Here is a 16,588-nt window from a genome sequence, read left to right on the forward strand (position 1 = left end):
AGTCTTAGCTTAATTTCTTTAGGGGGCTAAATGGACACCAATAACAGCACTTATCATCAGTACAGTTTTGCTCAGCAAGATTTATCAGAGCTTACATTTACAGCCTGCACGTTTATCCGTTGTGATTTCAGACGTTCGAACTTACGTGATGCAACGTTCATTAACTGTAAATTTATTGAGCAAGGCGATATTGAGGGATGCCACTTTGATATTGCCGACTTACGAGATGCAAGCTTCCAGAATTGCCAGTTGGCGATGGCGAATTTTAGTAACGCGAATTGCTATGGTATTGAGCTACGTGAATGCGATTTGAAAGGGGCGAACTTCACTCGTGCTAACTTTGCCAATCAGGTAAGCAATCGCATGTATTTTTGCTCTGCGTATATTACGGGTTGCAACCTGTCTTACGCTAATTTTGAACAAGCTTGTTTAGAGAAGTGCGAGCTGTTTGAGAACCGTTGGATAGGCACTTACCTTGGCGGCGCATCACTGAAAGAGTCTGATCTCAGCCGAGGTGTGTTCTCGGAAGATGTATGGGGGCAATTTAGTATGCAAGGGGCGAATTTATGCCATGCTGAATTAGAAGGGTTAGATCCTCGCAAAGTAGATACAACAGGAATCAAAATTGTCGCGTGGCAACAAGAACAACTGCTTGAAAGCATGGGTATTGTGGTGATGCCTGATTGATAGCTGTAATTTCTAACTACAGGCTATTTGGAATATGTAAGAATTCGCTATAGAAGAAAAGCCCAAAGCTAATAACTTTGGGCTTTTCCGTATTTGGTAACCAGCATTTTATAATGAATTGTAGAAAAGAGAATGCTTGGTGAATAGAGAACTGATTAGTGCATGCCTGAACGCATCTTGTCGGCGAGAGCAAAGAAGACAAAAATGACGAAGCATACTAGAGCAACACACAGTGAAGCTATGATTGTTGTTGCGTCTTTTGATATCAATGGAACAACGATAGAAGCTAATGCAACTAACATAACCAAGATATGAACGATTCGTCCGATGATTGGGTTTTTATGACAGAATGAAGCCCATAGGTAACGCATTTTTAACACCAGTATAATATTAGTGGGTTTATTCTATTTTCTTAATGAGTATTTTGTAAATAACATTTTGTTACAAGAACCAGTAAGTATGATCTAAGTCGTTTTAGTATAAAACTGATTAAATAACAGAAAGTTATTTGTATTATATACAATGTTTATCATCTAAATGAGAAACATAGTATTCCGTATTCTTTGGAATACTAAGTCAAATATTATTCAACTTTTTGTTTCTTGACTTAAGATCTCATTTATTGAGTGTTTTATTAAGAGATCGGTTGCGTATAGCCATTGATATCGTAACTATCAATCGAATTAGAGTTATTCTAGAGCCTGTTATTCGCTTTATGTTATTTATCAAAGCGACTCCTCAAATTGAGAGCGAGGTAATCTTGTGAGTTGTTCGGTTTGATATACTCAGTACTCGTTCGATAAAGATGATGGAGATGATATGTCGAAAACCGCGAAGATCATTAATGAAGATAAACTAGTGAAAAAAGCAGTTGAGGTCGGTTTTAAAATGGCTAAATTGCAAGGTTTTGATTTGCCACATTCATCTCAACCAATAAAGGTCAAAGCGGTGTACTTGTTTCTTGTTGAAGTAAATCAGATCACGCCGTTACCAGAAAGTAAGCTTGATGGGGCAAACATTAAAAAGCGTCTGGCGCTATGGATACATAAAGCATTGCCTGACAATGATCCCTTGAAGTAAACCTTTTCCAAGTTGATATTTCTGGACTCGTTTCCTCTGAGTTCATTATTCATCGATATGTTAGATAAGAAACCTAGCGAGCTCTCGCTAGGTTTTTTTGTTTTTGAGGCCGATATTTTAATAGTGGATAGCGAGTCACTGCCATTCGAAGCGTTGTTATCTACTCGATAGAATGTTCAACACTGAGAGTGTTGGTGATTTATGCCGCTTGATTGGCAATCTGAGCACATAATTTACTAATGACTCTAACCTTCTTTTGACGCTTATTCGGTTAAAGACATTTTCTTAAGATCTCCACCGATCAAATACATTAGAACTCAAAGTATTATTTAATTCATGCTGACCGCTATTAAATGTGATACAGATCACTAATTTTTGTTTTTTTAAAGTTAAGGTGTTGATCTTAGTAGGGGGTAAATGCTCATAATAAAAAGGAATTTAATTAGAGTTCAAAGGAATTTCTCGGTATGATTACATCAGCGCCTTGGGTGTTGTGTCCAGAAGTGATAGAAAAAACGAGTGAAGAATGGAGTTTTCGCGAGCCCAAAGCTTCAGATGGCAACGACATTTATCGACTGATTTCAGAATGTCCGCCACTAGACACCAACTCGTCATATTGCAATTTTTTGCAATCCACTCACTTTAGTAAAACTTGTATTTTGGTTGAGAACAAAGGTGAGCTTGCGGGCTTTATCTCGAGTTATCAAAAACCGAGTGAGCCTAATGTTCTCTTTATTTGGCAAGTTGCAGTTGCCCCTCGATTTAGAGGTCACTCTTTAGCTTACAAGATGTTGAACAGCTTACTTCGTCGAGAGTGGCTGAAGAGTATAGAAGCTATTGAAACAACCATTACTAAGTCAAATCAAGCGTCTTGGGCACTCTTTAAAAAGCTAGACGCAAAAAATAGTAGCACTGGAAAAGTGACCACTTTCTTAGATGAAAATGTTCATTTTAAAGGGCTGCACGATACTGAGTATTTGTATCGAATACCCCTTAAATAATCATTAACTTATAGGAATCAAATAACGGCCTTATCATGGATATTTTTAAAAAGCAGGAATCTAACGTACGTTCATACTCGAATAGTTTTCCAGTCACTTTTGCTAAATCAAAAGGCTGCTGGCTTGAAACAAAACAAGGTGATCGTTACCTCGATTTTCTTGCTGGAGCAGGATCTCTCAATTACGGTCATAACAATCCAATACTTAAGCAAGCTTTACTTGAGTATATTGAAATGGATGGAATTACACATGGCTTGGATATGCATTCAGAAGCCAAAGCTGAATTCCTAGAAGCTCTTAGTCGCTTTATTTTGGAACCTCGAGCATTAGATTACAAAGTTCAATTTACCGGCCCGACAGGAACAAATGCGGTTGAGGCAGCGATTAAGTTGGCGAAAAAAGTAAAAAGTCGAAGCAGTATTGTTGCATTTACCAATGGTTTTCATGGTTGTACGGCGGGTGCATTGGCTGCTACAGGCAACCAACACCACAGGCAAGGTGCGGGCTCAAATCTCAACAACGTTACGCGTTTGCCATTTGAAGGTTACGCTGGAATCGATGGTTTAAAATTATTTGAAACGATGTTAACCGATAATTCCGCTGGTATGGATAAACCTGCTGCCGTTTTATTGGAAACGGTTCAGGGTGAAGGTGGGTTAAATGTCGCTTCAAATGAGTGGCTACAGAAGTTAAGCAAAATCTGTAAAGCCCACGATATCCTACTTATTGTGGATGATATTCAAGCCGGTTGTGGTCGAACAGGAACGTTTTTTAGCTTTGAACCTTCAGGTATAAAACCAGATATCGTTACGCTATCTAAGTCGATAAGTGGTTATGGCTTACCGATGGCTGTGGTTTTATTAAAGCCTGAACTAGACAAGTGGGAGCCGGGAGAACACAACGGCACCTTCCGTGGTAACAACCATGCGTTCATTACTGCTGCTAAAGCGTTAGAAATGTATTGGTCAAATGATGATTTTGAAAATCATATTCAACGTAGCTCAAGCATGGTTGATGATGTCATTCAACGCAATCTCAAGCGTTTCCCTGAGCTATTTGTTCAACGCAAGGGACGCGGAATGATGATTGGCATTGAATGTAAAGATGGGAACACAGCTGATGAGATTGCAAAAGTGTGTTTTGACAAGGGCATGGTAATTGAGACCGCAGGTCCAAACGATGAAATCTTGAAGTTCTTTTGTCCATTAACCATTTCAGAATCGGAATTGATGCAAGGTTTAACTATTTTCGAAGACTCAGTTGAAGTGGTAGCAACCAAGCATTTCAAGAAAGCATCGTAATAGGGAGAGTAAAATGATTGTTAGAACACTTGATGAATGTCGTAATAGTGAAAGACGTATTGTATCGGATAACTGGGAAAGCACTCGCATGTTATTGAAAGATGACAATATGGGATTTTCTTTTCATATCACAACAATTTACGAAGCGACAGAAACACATATCCATTACCAAAACCACTTGGAGTCTGTGTTTTGTATGAGTGGTGAAGGGGAGATTGAAGTCGTTGGTGGTAAAACTTACCCAATCAAACCCGGTACGTTGTACATCCTAGATAAGAATGATGAGCATTATTTACGCGCATATAAAAACAAAGAAATGACAATGGCTTGTGTGTTTAACCCACCAATTACTGGCGCTGAAGTACACGATGAAAACGGCGTTTATCCACTCGTTGATTAACCCATATATTCAGGGGTGATATCTCACCCCGCTCCCTATTATTTAGTCTTTAATCTCTTCAAGAACAAAAGGTCTTTTATGACATTTACCGTAGAAAAAATCGGCGGTACATCAATGACAGCATTTGATGCTGTGCTAGACAATATTATTCTCCGCCCTCAAAATCCGTATAACCGAATCTTTGTTGTGTCCGCATACAGCGGTATGACGGATGCATTGTTGGAATGTAAAAAAACAGGTAAGCCTGGTATCTATCAATTGATAGCGATGCGTGACGATTCGTGGAAGGATGCTCTATCTTATATTGAACGCCGCATGCTATTGACCAATGAGCATATTTTTGCGGATCCAATGAATCGTATGAGAGCAGATAAGTTCATCCGGTCTCGTATTTCAGAAGCCAAAAACTGTATTACTAACATTCTTGAAACGTGCCAATACGGACAGTTTTCACTGAGACATTATTTACCACAGATTAGAGAGTTTCTTTCTTCAATTGGAGAGTCACATAGTGCATACAACACGGCTCTTAAATTAAAAAACATTGGTATAAATTCGACCTTTGTTGACCTTTCTGGTTGGGACAACAAAACCCCTCAAAGTTTGGACGATACGATTAGAGAGGCTTTCTCTGACATTGATGTTACTGAGGAGCTTCCCATAGTAACTGGTTATGCGTATTGCAAAGAAGGTTTGATGCATACTTATGATCGTGGTTACAGTGAGATGACGTTTAGTCGTATCGCTACTATTACTGAGGCATCATTGGCGATCATCCATAAGGAGTATCACTTTAGTTCGGCTGACCCAAAAGTCGTTGGTGTAGGTTCGGTTAAACCGATTGGGGCAACTAATTATGATGTTGCCGATCAACTGGCTAACCTTGGTATGGAAGCTATTCACTCTAATGCGGCTGCTGGGTTACGAGAAAGTGGCATAGAACTGCAAATCAAAAACACCTTCGAGCCAGAACATGAGGGAACACTGATTTCTTCTGATTACCGACCAGACACGAATCACATTGAGATCATTGCCGGAAAACAGAAGGTATATGCGTTACATGTTTTTGACCAGGGAATGGTCGGTAAGGCGGACAATGTTAGTTATGAGTTAATGGAGATTATCGCAGATGCTAGAGTGAACCTTATTGGTAAAGAGATGAACGCCAATTCTATTACCTATTATCTAGGTGGTAGCACCGAGAGTTTAAACAAGGTGTCTTATAAGGCTGAGAAACGTTACCCTCAGGCATCTATTTCAGGTCGAATGGTCGCTATAATCTCAGCGATCGGTTCTCAAATTGATACCAATAAAACGCTCGCTAATGGTGTATTGGCTTTGATGAACCATAGTGTTACGCCTATTGCATTACATTCGTCTATGAGAAACGTAAATGTGCAATTTGTTGTGAGTGATGACAAGTATCAACAAGCGATTTGCGCGTTGCATGAAGAATTCTTTGACCAAGATAAAAGAACCGAGACATCGGTGAATGCAGCATAAAATTTAACAGTGGAGGGCTCCCCCTCCACTGTTAAATTTTCATGGAAAAGCAAAACATCAACTGCAAATTAACGATCGCCTGTATCTATTTTGATCACACAGCAACATCAGATATGAGTATTACTACTCTTGATACTTATCGAGCTTGTTATAAAGCGTTTTGATGCTGATTCCCAAGTCTTGTGCTGTTTCCTTTTTGTTGCCTTCATTTTCTTCGAGCGTATTGATAATCGCCGCTTTCTCAATCTTCTCAAGAGAAACACCCGCCGGAACCATATCCTCAACGGTAGTCCCTGTTTCTAAAGGAGGAGTATCAAAAATTAGGTGTTCATCTTTAATCGTCTCATCTGCCAATATAAAAGCTCTTTCAATACAGTGTTTTAATTCCCTGACATTCCCTGGCCATGCATGGGCTGATATTTTTTGAAGCGCTGATGTGAAAATGGTCTTCGCAGTGGTTTCATTTGCGTTGCGATGAGCAATAAAATGTTTTGCTAAGCCGACGATGTCGTCGCCTCTTTCACGCAATGGAGGGACATGTATGGGGAAGTGAGCCAACCTGAAATAGAGATCCTCTCTCAAAAACTGTTCTTCAATAGCGACTTGTGGATCTCGGTTTGTCGCTGCAATGACTCGAGTATTAGCGATACTCGTTGCATTACTGCCTACAGGGCGATATTCACCTGTTTCTAAAACTCGTAGTAATTTGACTTGGTGCTCAAGTGGCATTTCGGTGATTTCGTCGAGAAACAATGTGCCACCTTCCGCTTGCCTAAACACCCCTTGGTGTGTGCGATTCGCCCCTGTAAAAGCGCCTTTTTCATGACCAAATAATTCACTATCAACTAACTCAGGGCTGATAGCACCGCAGTTGATCGCAATAAAAGGTTGGTTTTTACGATCACTGGCAAGGTGGATCGTTTGTGCGACTAATTCTTTACCTGCCCCACTTTCGCCCACAATCAAAACATTGGTGTCAGTCTTCGCGACTCTTCTTAAAGTTCGATACAGCTTATGCATGGGCTTAGAAGAACCGACTAACATACCGAACTGGTCTAAATCGCTGGTAGACACTTTACGCCCTTCTTCCTGCTTCTGGAGGAAGTATTGACTGAAGTCTGCAAGGGTATCTTCCAATATTTGCATGTCGACGGGCTTTCTATAATGGAAGATTGCGCCATGGTTCATCATCATGTCTAAATTTTTGTTTGGCGTACCTGTACTGATAATAATCAAGTCCATTTTGTCTAATCCTGTTGCACTCGATAAGGACTTAAAATCATCGGTAGTAAATCGAGAGACTTCAACAATAGCAGTATCTGGTTGCAGTTGTTGTAGCTTGTCAATCCAATGAACATCCATAGTACTTTGAATTATTTCAAAGCTTGATAATTCATCTAGAGAGTTTATTTGAGACCGCAATAATTCATCTTTTAACTCTATAAACAGTGTCGGTAATGACATGATTTAACTCTCTTTTTGTACGACAGAAAACGACCTTGATAATAACATGATGTCCTTCAAATACGAATCTATCATTTACTATACGCCACCTTTTAAATGTAGTTACAATATTACTGATAGTAGAAGTGGCTAATTAACAGTATTGATATTAATTATTCTAGGATCTCCATTGATGATAATTTTTACAAAATACTCGTGTAATTAATACACCTCCGATTATTTTACCAATGGTAAATTTTCAAAATTAAAGTGTAAATCCTTTATTTTCAGTCAGTTAAAAAGTTGGCATGCTGGTTGCAACTGTACAAGTGTCAGTTAACTAGAGGAGATAATTAATGAGAAATACTGCAAGTAAAATATTATTAGCTACTTTGATTGCAACTTCTTCATCAACTGTTTTTGCTAATAGCATGTGGGAAAAAGAAACTTTCGATGCGTGGATTGATGGAAAAGCAGAAACGACTTTATTACTGAATACTAATTTAAACTCATTTGACATCAACACCTACGTTAAAAATCGAGTGGTTACTTTAACTGGCTCGGTTAAAAATGAAACAGAGAAAGATTTGGCAGAAGAGTTAGTGCTAAGCCTAGATGACGTTAAGTCTGTAAAAAACGAACTTACAGTGATTGATGAAGACAAAGAAAAAACACCCGCAGCCGTACAAGCTTTGACTGATGCTCACATAAAGACACTGGTAATCACTCGTTTATTAATGAATACCAATGTTAGTGGTAGCGATATTCAAGTTGAAACCGAAAACAGTGTGGTTATCTTGAAAGGTTCAGTTTCATCAAGCAGTGAACACGACTTAGCTTTATCTATAGCAAATAATACCCCGAATGTAGAGAGAGTGGTGGATAAATTAAATATTATTTAACCTCTCTACAATTGGTAATTTATTAAAAATTGGGGAATAACGATGATTCGCTGGTCGCTAATATTTTTTATTGTCGCAATTATTGCCGCCCTATTGGGATTTAGTGGTATCGCTGGGGCTGCTGCGACAGTAGCAAAGATCATATTTTATATATTTTCAATATCACTACTGGTTTCAGTGGTAATTATGTTGCTGAATAAAAACAAACATTAGGAGTTTATATGAACATCAAATCGAACGCTTACCGTTTTTTAACTATTGTGGGTATTACATTTGCACTTGCGGCATGTAGTGATGAAGGTCCGATGGAACAAGCCGGGGAAAATGTAGATGAGGCTGTAGAGGATACTCAAAACGCAATAGAAGATAGCTGTGAAAATATTAAAGAGCATTTAGATGCGAAAGATGAAGATTGCTAGAACTGTCATCTAGAGTGCAATGAGATGCCAAAATCCTCATAAAAATAAACCAATGAAGTAGGAATTAGACATGAAAAATATATTTGATGTGCTCAAAGACAGTCATGAAAAGCAACGACTTTTGATGGATGCGTTACTCCAAACTTCGGGAGACACACAAGCTAGGCAAGAACTCTATGTTAACCTTAAGGATGAGTTAACCAAGCATGCGATTGCAGAAGAGCGCCATTTTTATGCACCTTTGATCGAGAGTGATCAATCCATTGACATGACTAGACATGGAATCGCTGAACATCATGGAATCGACAAAATACTCGCTCAACTCGATGATACAGAGATGTCTTCACCAGCTTGGCTTGTTTTAATGAAAACATTAAAAGATAAGGTTGAACATCATTTAGAAGAAGAAGAGCAGCGTTTTTTTCAAACCGCAGGTCGAGTCTTAGATACTGAACAAAAAGAAACATTAGCTCGTAAATATGAAAAAGAGGTTGCTTGAATCACGAAGTAATCAAATTCTTTAAATAAGTATAAAACTGCTTTGTTATCAAGCTAAGGGCTCATTCTTGAGCCCTTCTTTTATTTAATTTAGAGATAGATAAATTTACGGATAAATATATTTAAATTCACGGATAAATTAAGGCGTAACATGTTTATTATTAAATATTATATGCTTCTTGCTATAGCTTGTTTTTTTGCTGCTGCTCTTATACCACAGCTAATAATCCGTGGTGTTTTTGCCTGGTGTAGTTTGTCGATGTTCATCGTTAGTGTTGCCTACATCTTCGATATGCCGTCAATATTTAGGAAGACTAGCGATGGGAAAATAGTGTGGTGGATTAGATGGATCTTCATTCCATTCTTCTTAGGTGTTCGACTGTACAATGCATGGGCAATTAAAAGAGATAAAGTTGAACCAATACAGAAGGTTGGAAAAGGTTTATATGTATCTCGTCGTTTGTTCCCTTCAGATTTATCGTTCTTAGAATCTCAAAACATCCATTGTATTGTAGATGTTACAGCTGAGTTTTCTGGTTTAGAAAGTGCAATGACCGGTGATCAATTTCGCTATTTAAACACCCCGGTTCTTGATCATAAAGTCCCTAAAATGCATAAGCTTAAACATGCTATAAATTGGATCGATACCCAAATCCATCAATCTAGATCGGTTGTTGTGCATTGTGCTCTCGGTCGAGGACGTTCTGTCTTTGTCGTAGCTGCCTATCTTTTAGCAAAAAATCCGTCACTTACTGTAGAGCAGGTCTTGAAAAGTATTAACGACGTGCGAAGTACAGCCCAATTGAACCATCTACAACTAAAAACACTTCAAGCAATCAGTGATAAAGGTTTGCTCACTCTTGGCCATAAAGCTTGCCTTATTGCCAACCCTGTTGCAGGTGGTGGTAAATGGTTGGCGAATGAACAACAGGTTATTCGTGAACTTACGAGAAAGTATAGTTTAGATATTTTTCTTACTAGCCAAGAAGTATCAGCAGAAATATTAGCTAAGCAGGCCAAAGACCGGAATACTGCGCATATTATCGTTGCAGGTGGCGATGGGACGGTTAGTGAAGTCGCAAGGCAAGTTAGGAAGACTGATACACAACTCGGGATTATACCTTTGGGTACCGCGAACGCTCTATGTCATATGCTTTATGGATTGACCTCGAAAATATCGCCTGTTGAAAAAGCGTGTGAGGCTATTTTATCTGGCAACTCAAAAAGAATCGATCTGGCGTTCTGTAATCAACAACCAATATTACTGCTTCTTGGTATTGGGTTTGAAGAACAGATGATCGATTACGCACATCGAGAACAAAAAAATGAAAAAGGGCAATTCGCGTATTTGACTGGGTTCTTCAATGCAGTAATCACCGACGATAATCAACACTTTCAAATTTCAATCGATGACCAACCATCACAAAGTATGAAACTACAAAGTTTGGTCGTGGCGAACTCTTCCCCTTTTAGTACTGTGCTTGCTCAAGGGGGACAGCCTCCTAGGCCGGATGATGGGAAGCTGCATATTACCTATTTGGAAAACACAAATTCACTTAGTAAACGAGCTATCGCTCTATCTGATCTGTTGTTATCGAGTCTCGGAGCGAAAGAACAAGCTAGTTACTTTACTTATGCTTCGGCACAGCTCGTTAAAATTGATTCTGACCGACCTATTTCATACGTGATTGATGGAGAGACGTATTTGGCTGATTCACTGGAGATAAGTATTGATAAGCAAGCCTTAACGGTTTGTATTCCATGAATGTATTGAATAATCCGCATATTGAATAAGAAGGAGACACCATGGAAATGAATCTCTCTTTTAACTTAGAGAAGTTTCAGCATCTGATAGAGGGTAAGTTAGAGCATTGGTTAGTTGAAGCAATTAAACTTATCCCTAACCTGATTGTTGCTTTTGTTACGTTTCTTATTTTTATCTTTGTTGCCAACATAAGCGGCAAGTTGTTTAAAAGATTGAGCAATAGAGTTGTCGACTCTCAAGAAGTCATTAACTTACTGGCTTCTATTGTTAAGGTTACCATTGTTACCATTGTTACTATTGGATTTTTTGTCGCGTTAGATTTTGTTGGGCTCCAAGGTACGGTTACATCGTTGCTTGCCGGTGCCGGTATTCTAGGTTTAGCTATCGGTTTTGCTTTTCAAGATATGACTGAGAACCTCATTTCAGGTATTACAATGAGTATTCGTAAACCTTTTAAAATTGGCGATGTTGTTGGTTCCAACGATGTCATGGGTACCATAGTCAAAATAAACTTACGAAATACACTGGTTGAAACGTTCTCTGGTCAACACGTCATGATTCCCAATAAGATGGTTTTCCGAAATATTTTGACGAACTACAGTCGAAAAGGACGAAGAAGGGTCGAGATCCCTGTGGGGATTTCCTACGCAGACTGTCCCAAAAGAGCCGCTGAGGTGATAACCAAAGCGATAAACCAAAAGTCTTATGTTAATCGGAAAGAAGATACGACGGTTTACGCTTCAAGCTTTTCTGATAGTAGCGTTAACTTATTGGTTTGGTTTTGGATTGAGTACCCAGGAGGTTTTGGTTATATGGACGCAAAGCACGACGGTATTATAGCGGTTAAAGAGTCATTATCAGAGGCTGGAATGACAATACCGTTTCCGATTAGAACACTTGATTTTGATCCCAAAGGCGGTAAAAGTCTGTCTAGAATGATGACTGGGGCTGTCGATGACGCTTCCTAGAATAACATAGCGGTCCCTCTCGTAAAAAAGCGTCAAGGCAATATGCCTCGACGCTTTTTATTTTGAGTGATGTCAGAATTAGATCAGAATTAAACCTAGATTATTCCCACTGTTTAATGATTGTGTTGTAGGCTTTGATTCTCTTCTCAAGTTAATTAATCGTATCTATTTTAGATGGGTTATATCTGTTACAAATGCTTTGCTATCTCATCATTTTCAACTTGCAACGCCGCAACCCAATAGGAGAAAAAAGCAGACATATGTTGATTGTTAAACTTTCTAATAGTGTTTTTGAGGTAAGAAATTAGGCTTAAATTACTCTGGTACATATCGTTATAACTAACAATTAACGCAGGGGGCTGACTCAATATGTCATTGTCATTAACTTCATTGTTAATGCAGAACTTGGTGTTTACTTCGTTTATTAATGAACGTTCAACTTTTATAAATCGATTTGCAGCTCTTGCAATGTTCCCATGTGCTTTCTGTTCAATTAGGTCAACACATGAGAAGTAGTGATCTTTCAATGTACATAGTATTTTTTCTATGCCTTTATAGTGAATTACCTCAAGGGGATCATTGTCCTTTTTAAACAACATATCATTACTCCTTTTTATCTCAGTAGTATTTATAATTTCAGTTGATTTATAAGAATTAAAATAAGCCTTTTCTTTGATTCTGATTTCCAACCATCATTCGCTAATAACTAATTCTGACGCATGTTGTGTATTTGGTCTCGACATGATTCCATTTCATTTTTTACCACTTTTAATCTTCTTCTCCCTTCTAAATCAGGGTTAGTTTCTAGCAGTGATTCAATGTCGGAAATGATCTTTGTCTCGACACCTTCTAAGTGCTTTAAATAGAGCTCTTGATTGTTTTTACCTTTTGTATCTTCCGCTTCAATACAGCGCTCTCTGGCATTTATCGTATAACTAGCGGGTATCTGTTCTTGATGTATTTTTGAGTAGTAAGTTAAAGATTGTAACTTTAACTCTGCACATTTCTTTACCGTGTAGATATCAAAAAGATTTTTTGCCATCTTTTCACTTATTATGTTGGATATCGCTTTTTCGTAAATAATATTTCCACTTTTTATCAGGTTAACAATAGATAATATACTTTGGTTTCTCATGAATCCTCATTTGGTTCTAAGCTGTATTTGGTTTATTGCATTTTTTATGCCAATTAATAACCCTATATTCAGCTTGTTTCGTCTAAGGTTTTACTTTGTTTTTGTAAAAAATACATTAATAGATGTTTTCTAGTGAAATTATTACATTGATTAATGCCATTTATTAATGATATGGGAGCTTATCTTCAATTATTCTGGTACTTGTGAAAGTTGGCACGATGCTAGCATTGATTATTAAAGTAGCTAGAGATTAATAGTATTAATATTATTCTCTGGCTTATGATAATCAAATAAGGAGAAAACTTATGCCAAAGTCAAACGCTAAAAATTCAGAAGCCAAACAACAAATTGAAGAAACTTATGAAAAAGCTGAAGAGGCCGCAGTAGAAGTTATCGAAAATGTGAAAGAGGCGGTCCATGAAACTCTCGAGGCCAGCTCTGAAAGTGTGAAGAACACGTCTGAGAAAGCGGAAAACATCATTAAAGAGCGTCCATTATTGAGTGTTGGCTGTGCGTTTCTCGCTGGTTGGGCTGTCTCGAAGTTAATCAAATAGCCATATATCAACATCGCAATTGAGAGAGCACCGTTATGCAGGTAAATAGTCAAAATGATCCAGTAAACTCTGCCAATGATAAATCGAGCGATCGTAAGGTGGATGATCTTAAACGTTCTGCTTCTGAGTTAAATGGATTGTGGAAAGACTTAGCTATATTACAGACACATACCCAGCAATGGTCTCAATCGACCTTAGAGCTTTTCTTATTGGAGCTTCGCAATAGTGTTGATGCATTTAAAAAGCGTCTTGTGTTTCAGCTCCTCTTTGTTGCGTTGTTACCGCTGTTTCTTTTTAGTATCGCCGTCGGTGCTGGAGTAGTGATCTACTACTTCACTTTGAATCTGTTAGCGGGTTACGGCGCGTTTATATTCACACTCGGTTTGATTCTAATATGCTTGGTACTTCGTTCTAGTTACTTAAAGCAATTTATAGGTTTTGAATGTACGAAAGAGCAATTGAAGGAGGGGTTACATGTCAGCACTCAAGAATCGACAAAGACAGATTCAAATGAAAAGACTTGAGGGGAGAAGTAGAGCTCGTCAAGTTGCACTTTGTATGGGACTTATTCGTCACAAAGGAAAAGAGTTTGTTCACAAGTACCCCTTGTATGCTCTTGGCATCACAGGCCTTGGTGTTGTAATTTTGAATCGAACTCATCGTTTTAAATCGTCTGTTTTTGGTTATAAACAGCTATCGCTAATACTTAATTTACTTAAGTAACCATCATTTTTAATTCAAGTTAGTGTTGGCTGACGGTATCGAGTGCCTGATTCAAATTGACGAAGCCTCAAAAACAAAACCTCCTACTCATAGGAATAAAATGACATCAAAAAAATACAGTATTCTTAGACAACGAAGTGTGTTGCAAACTAGTTTTATGCTCCTTGCTGTTCTCATGATGTCTATTTTTACATTACATATCGCCAAGCCATTTTTGTTGCCAATCATCTTTGGTGCTTTTATTTCTTTGCTATGTAGCCCTCTAGTTAACTACCTTACTCGCTTCGGTATCCCTCGAGTCATTAACGTAATGGCTGTACTTATTGGTTTTATTGGCTTTGTTGTGATTAGTTTGAATATGTTGAGTGAGCCCGCTCAGCAATGGTGGTCAAAATTACCAATGTTGGTTGAGAATGTATCTAATGAAGTGAGTGAGGTTACTCAAAACAGTCGCTTAACTGACGCCACCGGGTTCTCCATGAGTAGTACTGTTACCAATGATGGGCTTACCAATAACACGGCTTTTTCCATTATAGAATCAGTGCTTACGACAACACCAACCATTGTTACTCAGTTGTTGGTTGCGTTTCTTATGGCGTATTTCATGATGAATTACGGTCGAAAAATTTATTCTCAAAGCTTATCTCTTTTTGAATGCTTTTCAGATAAGCGTAGGGCTGTTGAATTGGTTAAAGTTGTTCAAAAGGATTTGTCTCGTTACATAGGCGCCATCACCATCATTAATGTTTGCTTAGGACTCACTGTTGGCTTTGCTTTTTATATGATGGGATTGCAAGACCCTTTCCTTTGGGGTGCTTTTGCAGGCTTAATGAATTTTATCCCCTATCTTGGCCCGATGGTTTCAGTTACGTGCTTTGCTTTAGTCTCTTTTATACAGTTTGAGTCGTTTAGCTACGCATTGACGGTCGCTGCGATCTTCCTGGCGATTAATTTGATAGAAAGCCAATTGGTTACTCCTACATTACTGGGGAAAAGGTTTAGTCTCAATCCGCTGATTTTATTTGTATGGCTTGTATTTTGGGGTTGGCTATGGGGCTCTATGGGAATGCTAGTAGGGGTCCCATTACTTGTCTGTGTGAATGTATTTTTTGAACAGTTAAGACATCCAAGGTTGAATGCTCATAAAGGTCAGTAGAGCAGAAGTAAGCCTTGATAACCACTCAGCGTCACTTCTTTCTGTGAGTGTTAGTTCTGTTGCTTTATGACTCCTTTTTGGACAGCTGGCTGAGGTTAAACTCTGTGTGAGATCAAACTAGTATCGCTATAGGCTTCAAAAGCAATAGTTGCTGGTTCTATTTCACTTAGAAAGGTTAAGAGTCGGTTGCGACGAAGCGCCTCCACCTCACAACGGTTATGTGCGATAGCATAGAAGCAATGTTTACCTAGGTCGATACCTAAAGTATGGATAGAAGATATTTGGTTCACCTCACTCTGAGAGCCGACTCTAAGCTTAAGGGCTTGAGAGTGAGGCGGATCATATAATTAAGCCTCACCAAAGTGCTGTGGCTTTATTGTTAGAAATTAAACAGGCTCTGTTTACCTGAATGACATAGACTAGTGATTCACCTGCTCAACAACCTCGCGTGTTAGGAGCGCGATCTCGTCCCACTTACCGTTTTCAACCAGCTTCTTGTCGACCATCCATGTACCACCGCAGGCTAATACTTGAGGCACTGCTAAGTAGTTATCGATGTTTGATGGCGTGATACCGCCAGTTGGCATGAGTCGAATATCGCCGTATGGGCCAACGAGCGATTTAACCATGCTGATCCCACCAGATGCTTCTGCTGGGAAGAACTTCAAGGTTGTTAAGCCCATCTCTAATGCCGCTTCAACGGTGCTTGGATTGTTCACACCTGGAATGATATCGATGCCGGTCTCTTGGCATGCTTTAACTGTGTTCGGGTTAAAGCCCGGTGATACCACAAACGTTGCGCCCGCTTCTTTTGCTGCGAGTGCTTGCTTATGGTTCAAGATGGTGCCCGCGCCGATCAGCATGTCAGGCTGTGCTTGGCGAAGCAGTCGGATAGCTTCAACAGCGGCGTCTGAACGGAACGTAATTTCAGCGGCGGGAAGCCCATTCTCAGCCAATACTTTGCCTAGAGGGATAATATCCTCTGCGTTGTCAATGGCGATAACAGGGATAACTTTAAGTGCTTTTAGCTGTTCGTTAATTGTAGACATGGGT

21 protein-coding genes are annotated in these 16,588 nt (G+C 39.0%); 16 read left to right on the forward strand and 5 right to left on the reverse strand.

The genetic code is table 11. The features are described 5' to 3' along the window. The first annotated feature begins 30 nt into the window (after positions 1-30). Complete coding sequence (locus AB4503_RS12590) at positions 31-687, forward strand: Qnr family pentapeptide repeat protein (RefSeq protein WP_372114908.1); 657 nt, start codon at positions 31-33, stop codon at positions 685-687. Positions 688-842: 155 nt separating this feature from the next. On the opposite strand, the gene AB4503_RS12595 is transcribed toward AB4503_RS12590, so the two are convergent. Then, complete coding sequence (locus tag AB4503_RS12595; protein ID WP_017065847.1) at positions 843-1,058, reverse strand: hypothetical protein; 216 nt, start codon at positions 1,056-1,058, stop codon at positions 843-845. 448 nt (positions 1,059-1,506) lie between these two features. Here AB4503_RS12595 and AB4503_RS12600 point away from each other — a divergent pair, with 448 nt between their 5' ends. The 5 genes from AB4503_RS12600 (at position 1,507) to AB4503_RS12620 (ending at position 5,972) form a co-directional block, all read left to right on the forward strand. Then, on the forward strand, positions 1,507-1,767 hold the full coding sequence (locus tag AB4503_RS12600; protein ID WP_010431978.1) for a DUF5062 family protein: 261 nt from the start codon (positions 1,507-1,509) through the stop codon (positions 1,765-1,767). A gap of 467 nt (positions 1,768-2,234) precedes the next feature. Beyond that, positions 2,235-2,768 carry a diaminobutyrate acetyltransferase gene (ectA, locus tag AB4503_RS12605; RefSeq protein ID WP_010431975.1) on the forward strand — a complete coding sequence of 178 codons (534 nt, stop codon included), beginning with the start codon at positions 2,235-2,237 and terminating at the stop codon, positions 2,766-2,768. 35 nt (positions 2,769-2,803) lie between these two features. Then, on the forward strand, positions 2,804-4,069 hold the full coding sequence (gene ectB, locus AB4503_RS12610) for a diaminobutyrate--2-oxoglutarate transaminase (RefSeq protein ID WP_010431972.1): 1,266 nt from the start codon (positions 2,804-2,806) through the stop codon (positions 4,067-4,069). Positions 4,070-4,082: 13 nt separating this feature from the next. Next, positions 4,083-4,469: an ectoine synthase gene (locus tag AB4503_RS12615; protein ID WP_010431969.1), complete on the forward strand. Its 387-nt coding sequence runs from the start codon at positions 4,083-4,085 to the stop codon at positions 4,467-4,469. Between the two features lie 78 nt (positions 4,470-4,547). Further along, complete coding sequence (locus AB4503_RS12620) at positions 4,548-5,972, forward strand: aspartate kinase (RefSeq protein ID WP_017065849.1); 1,425 nt, start codon at positions 4,548-4,550, stop codon at positions 5,970-5,972. Positions 5,973-6,095: 123 nt separating this feature from the next. On the opposite strand, the gene AB4503_RS12625 is transcribed toward AB4503_RS12620, so the two are convergent. Next, positions 6,096-7,436, reverse strand: coding sequence for a sigma-54-dependent Fis family transcriptional regulator (locus tag AB4503_RS12625; protein WP_017065850.1), 1,341 nt, complete (start codon positions 7,434-7,436; stop codon positions 6,096-6,098). 335 nt (positions 7,437-7,771) lie between these two features. On the opposite strand from AB4503_RS12625, the gene AB4503_RS12630 reads away from it, so the two are divergent. The 6 genes from AB4503_RS12630 (at position 7,772) to AB4503_RS12655 (ending at position 11,967) form a co-directional block, all read left to right on the forward strand. Next, the gene (locus AB4503_RS12630; RefSeq protein WP_017065851.1) at positions 7,772-8,317 is read left to right on the forward strand and encodes a BON domain-containing protein; all 546 of its coding nucleotides are present in this window, start codon (positions 7,772-7,774) and stop codon (positions 8,315-8,317) included. Positions 8,318-8,359: 42 nt separating this feature from the next. Beyond that, a complete protein-coding gene (locus tag AB4503_RS12635) occupies positions 8,360-8,530 on the forward strand; it encodes a DUF1328 domain-containing protein (protein ID WP_102453948.1) in 171 nt (56 codons plus the stop codon). A gap of 8 nt (positions 8,531-8,538) precedes the next feature. Beyond that, entirely contained in the window at positions 8,539-8,736 is a 198-nt protein-coding gene (locus AB4503_RS12640; RefSeq protein WP_010431955.1) for a hypothetical protein, read from the forward strand. Between the two features lie 70 nt (positions 8,737-8,806). Next, on the forward strand, positions 8,807-9,235 hold the full coding sequence (locus AB4503_RS12645; protein ID WP_010431952.1) for a hemerythrin domain-containing protein: 429 nt from the start codon (positions 8,807-8,809) through the stop codon (positions 9,233-9,235). 150 nt (positions 9,236-9,385) lie between these two features. Then, the gene (locus AB4503_RS12650) at positions 9,386-10,999 is read left to right on the forward strand and encodes a diacylglycerol kinase family protein (RefSeq protein WP_017065852.1); all 1,614 of its coding nucleotides are present in this window, start codon (positions 9,386-9,388) and stop codon (positions 10,997-10,999) included. A gap of 41 nt (positions 11,000-11,040) precedes the next feature. Next, positions 11,041-11,967, forward strand: a complete 927-nt coding sequence (locus AB4503_RS12655) for a mechanosensitive ion channel family protein (protein WP_372114911.1) — start codon at positions 11,041-11,043, stop codon at positions 11,965-11,967. A 188-nt stretch (positions 11,968-12,155) separates the two neighbouring features. Here AB4503_RS12655 and AB4503_RS12660 read toward each other — a convergent pair whose 3' ends face one another. Next, entirely contained in the window at positions 12,156-12,566 is a 411-nt protein-coding gene (locus AB4503_RS12660; protein WP_010431943.1) for a hypothetical protein, read from the reverse strand. A gap of 107 nt (positions 12,567-12,673) precedes the next feature. Continuing rightward, a complete protein-coding gene (locus tag AB4503_RS12665; protein WP_372114913.1) occupies positions 12,674-13,102 on the reverse strand; it encodes a DUF2383 domain-containing protein in 429 nt (142 codons plus the stop codon). Positions 13,103-13,407: 305 nt separating this feature from the next. On the opposite strand from AB4503_RS12665, the gene AB4503_RS12670 reads away from it, so the two are divergent. The 4 genes from AB4503_RS12670 to AB4503_RS12685 all read left to right on the forward strand — a co-directional run bounded on the left by AB4503_RS12670 (position 13,408) and on the right by AB4503_RS12685 (position 15,535). After that, on the forward strand, positions 13,408-13,656 hold the full coding sequence (locus AB4503_RS12670; protein ID WP_010431939.1) for a hypothetical protein: 249 nt from the start codon (positions 13,408-13,410) through the stop codon (positions 13,654-13,656). A 35-nt stretch (positions 13,657-13,691) separates the two neighbouring features. Beyond that, positions 13,692-14,180: a hypothetical protein gene (locus tag AB4503_RS12675; RefSeq protein ID WP_017065854.1), complete on the forward strand. Its 489-nt coding sequence runs from the start codon at positions 13,692-13,694 to the stop codon at positions 14,178-14,180. Then, positions 14,167-14,379, forward strand: a complete 213-nt coding sequence (locus tag AB4503_RS12680; RefSeq protein ID WP_016795981.1) for a hypothetical protein — start codon at positions 14,167-14,169, stop codon at positions 14,377-14,379. The genes AB4503_RS12675 and AB4503_RS12680 overlap by 14 nt, the downstream gene beginning before the upstream one ends. Before the next feature lie 100 nt (positions 14,380-14,479). After that, positions 14,480-15,535, forward strand: a complete 1,056-nt coding sequence (locus AB4503_RS12685; RefSeq protein WP_010431932.1) for an AI-2E family transporter — start codon at positions 14,480-14,482, stop codon at positions 15,533-15,535. Between the two features lie 419 nt (positions 15,536-15,954). On the opposite strand, the gene AB4503_RS12690 is transcribed toward AB4503_RS12685, so the two are convergent. After that, positions 15,955-16,584, reverse strand: a complete 630-nt coding sequence (locus AB4503_RS12690; RefSeq protein ID WP_372114917.1) for a bifunctional 4-hydroxy-2-oxoglutarate aldolase/2-dehydro-3-deoxy-phosphogluconate aldolase — start codon at positions 16,582-16,584, stop codon at positions 15,955-15,957. Between the last annotated feature and the right edge of the window lie 4 nt (positions 16,585-16,588).

The organism is Vibrio sp. 10N.222.55.B11 (assembly GCF_041473705.1).
Classification (GTDB): Bacteria; Pseudomonadota; Gammaproteobacteria; order Enterobacterales; family Vibrionaceae; genus Vibrio; species Vibrio crassostreae_C.

Bases quoted from the DNA above. Each gene is read 5' to 3' on its own strand.
- AB4503_RS12590 (WP_372114908.1), top strand. From the start codon at position 31: ATGGACACCAATAACAGCACTTATCATCAGTACAGTTTTGCTCAGCAA.
- AB4503_RS12595 (WP_017065847.1), bottom strand. From the start codon at position 1,058: ATGCGTTACCTATGGGCTTCATTCTGTCATAAAAACCCAATCATCGGA.
- AB4503_RS12600 (WP_010431978.1), top strand. From the start codon at position 1,507: ATGTCGAAAACCGCGAAGATCATTAATGAAGATAAACTAGTGAAAAAA.
- ectA (WP_010431975.1), top strand. From the start codon at position 2,235: ATGATTACATCAGCGCCTTGGGTGTTGTGTCCAGAAGTGATAGAAAAA.
- ectB (WP_010431972.1), top strand. From the start codon at position 2,804: ATGGATATTTTTAAAAAGCAGGAATCTAACGTACGTTCATACTCGAAT.
- AB4503_RS12615 (WP_010431969.1), top strand. From the start codon at position 4,083: ATGATTGTTAGAACACTTGATGAATGTCGTAATAGTGAAAGACGTATT.
- AB4503_RS12620 (WP_017065849.1), top strand. From the start codon at position 4,548: ATGACATTTACCGTAGAAAAAATCGGCGGTACATCAATGACAGCATTT.
- AB4503_RS12625 (WP_017065850.1), bottom strand. From the start codon at position 7,436: ATGTCATTACCGACACTGTTTATAGAGTTAAAAGATGAATTATTGCGG.
- AB4503_RS12630 (WP_017065851.1), top strand. From the start codon at position 7,772: ATGAGAAATACTGCAAGTAAAATATTATTAGCTACTTTGATTGCAACT.
- AB4503_RS12635 (WP_102453948.1), top strand. From the start codon at position 8,360: ATGATTCGCTGGTCGCTAATATTTTTTATTGTCGCAATTATTGCCGCC.
- AB4503_RS12640 (WP_010431955.1), top strand. From the start codon at position 8,539: ATGAACATCAAATCGAACGCTTACCGTTTTTTAACTATTGTGGGTATT.
- AB4503_RS12645 (WP_010431952.1), top strand. From the start codon at position 8,807: ATGAAAAATATATTTGATGTGCTCAAAGACAGTCATGAAAAGCAACGA.
- AB4503_RS12650 (WP_017065852.1), top strand. From the start codon at position 9,386: ATGTTTATTATTAAATATTATATGCTTCTTGCTATAGCTTGTTTTTTT.
- AB4503_RS12655 (WP_372114911.1), top strand. From the start codon at position 11,041: ATGGAAATGAATCTCTCTTTTAACTTAGAGAAGTTTCAGCATCTGATA.
- AB4503_RS12660 (WP_010431943.1), bottom strand. From the start codon at position 12,566: ATGTTGTTTAAAAAGGACAATGATCCCCTTGAGGTAATTCACTATAAA.
- AB4503_RS12665 (WP_372114913.1), bottom strand. From the start codon at position 13,102: ATGAGAAACCAAAGTATATTATCTATTGTTAACCTGATAAAAAGTGGA.
- AB4503_RS12670 (WP_010431939.1), top strand. From the start codon at position 13,408: ATGCCAAAGTCAAACGCTAAAAATTCAGAAGCCAAACAACAAATTGAA.
- AB4503_RS12675 (WP_017065854.1), top strand. From the start codon at position 13,692: ATGCAGGTAAATAGTCAAAATGATCCAGTAAACTCTGCCAATGATAAA.
- AB4503_RS12680 (WP_016795981.1), top strand. From the start codon at position 14,167: ATGAAAAGACTTGAGGGGAGAAGTAGAGCTCGTCAAGTTGCACTTTGT.
- AB4503_RS12685 (WP_010431932.1), top strand. From the start codon at position 14,480: ATGACATCAAAAAAATACAGTATTCTTAGACAACGAAGTGTGTTGCAA.
- AB4503_RS12690 (WP_372114917.1), bottom strand. From the start codon at position 16,584: ATGTCTACAATTAACGAACAGCTAAAAGCACTTAAAGTTATCCCTGTT.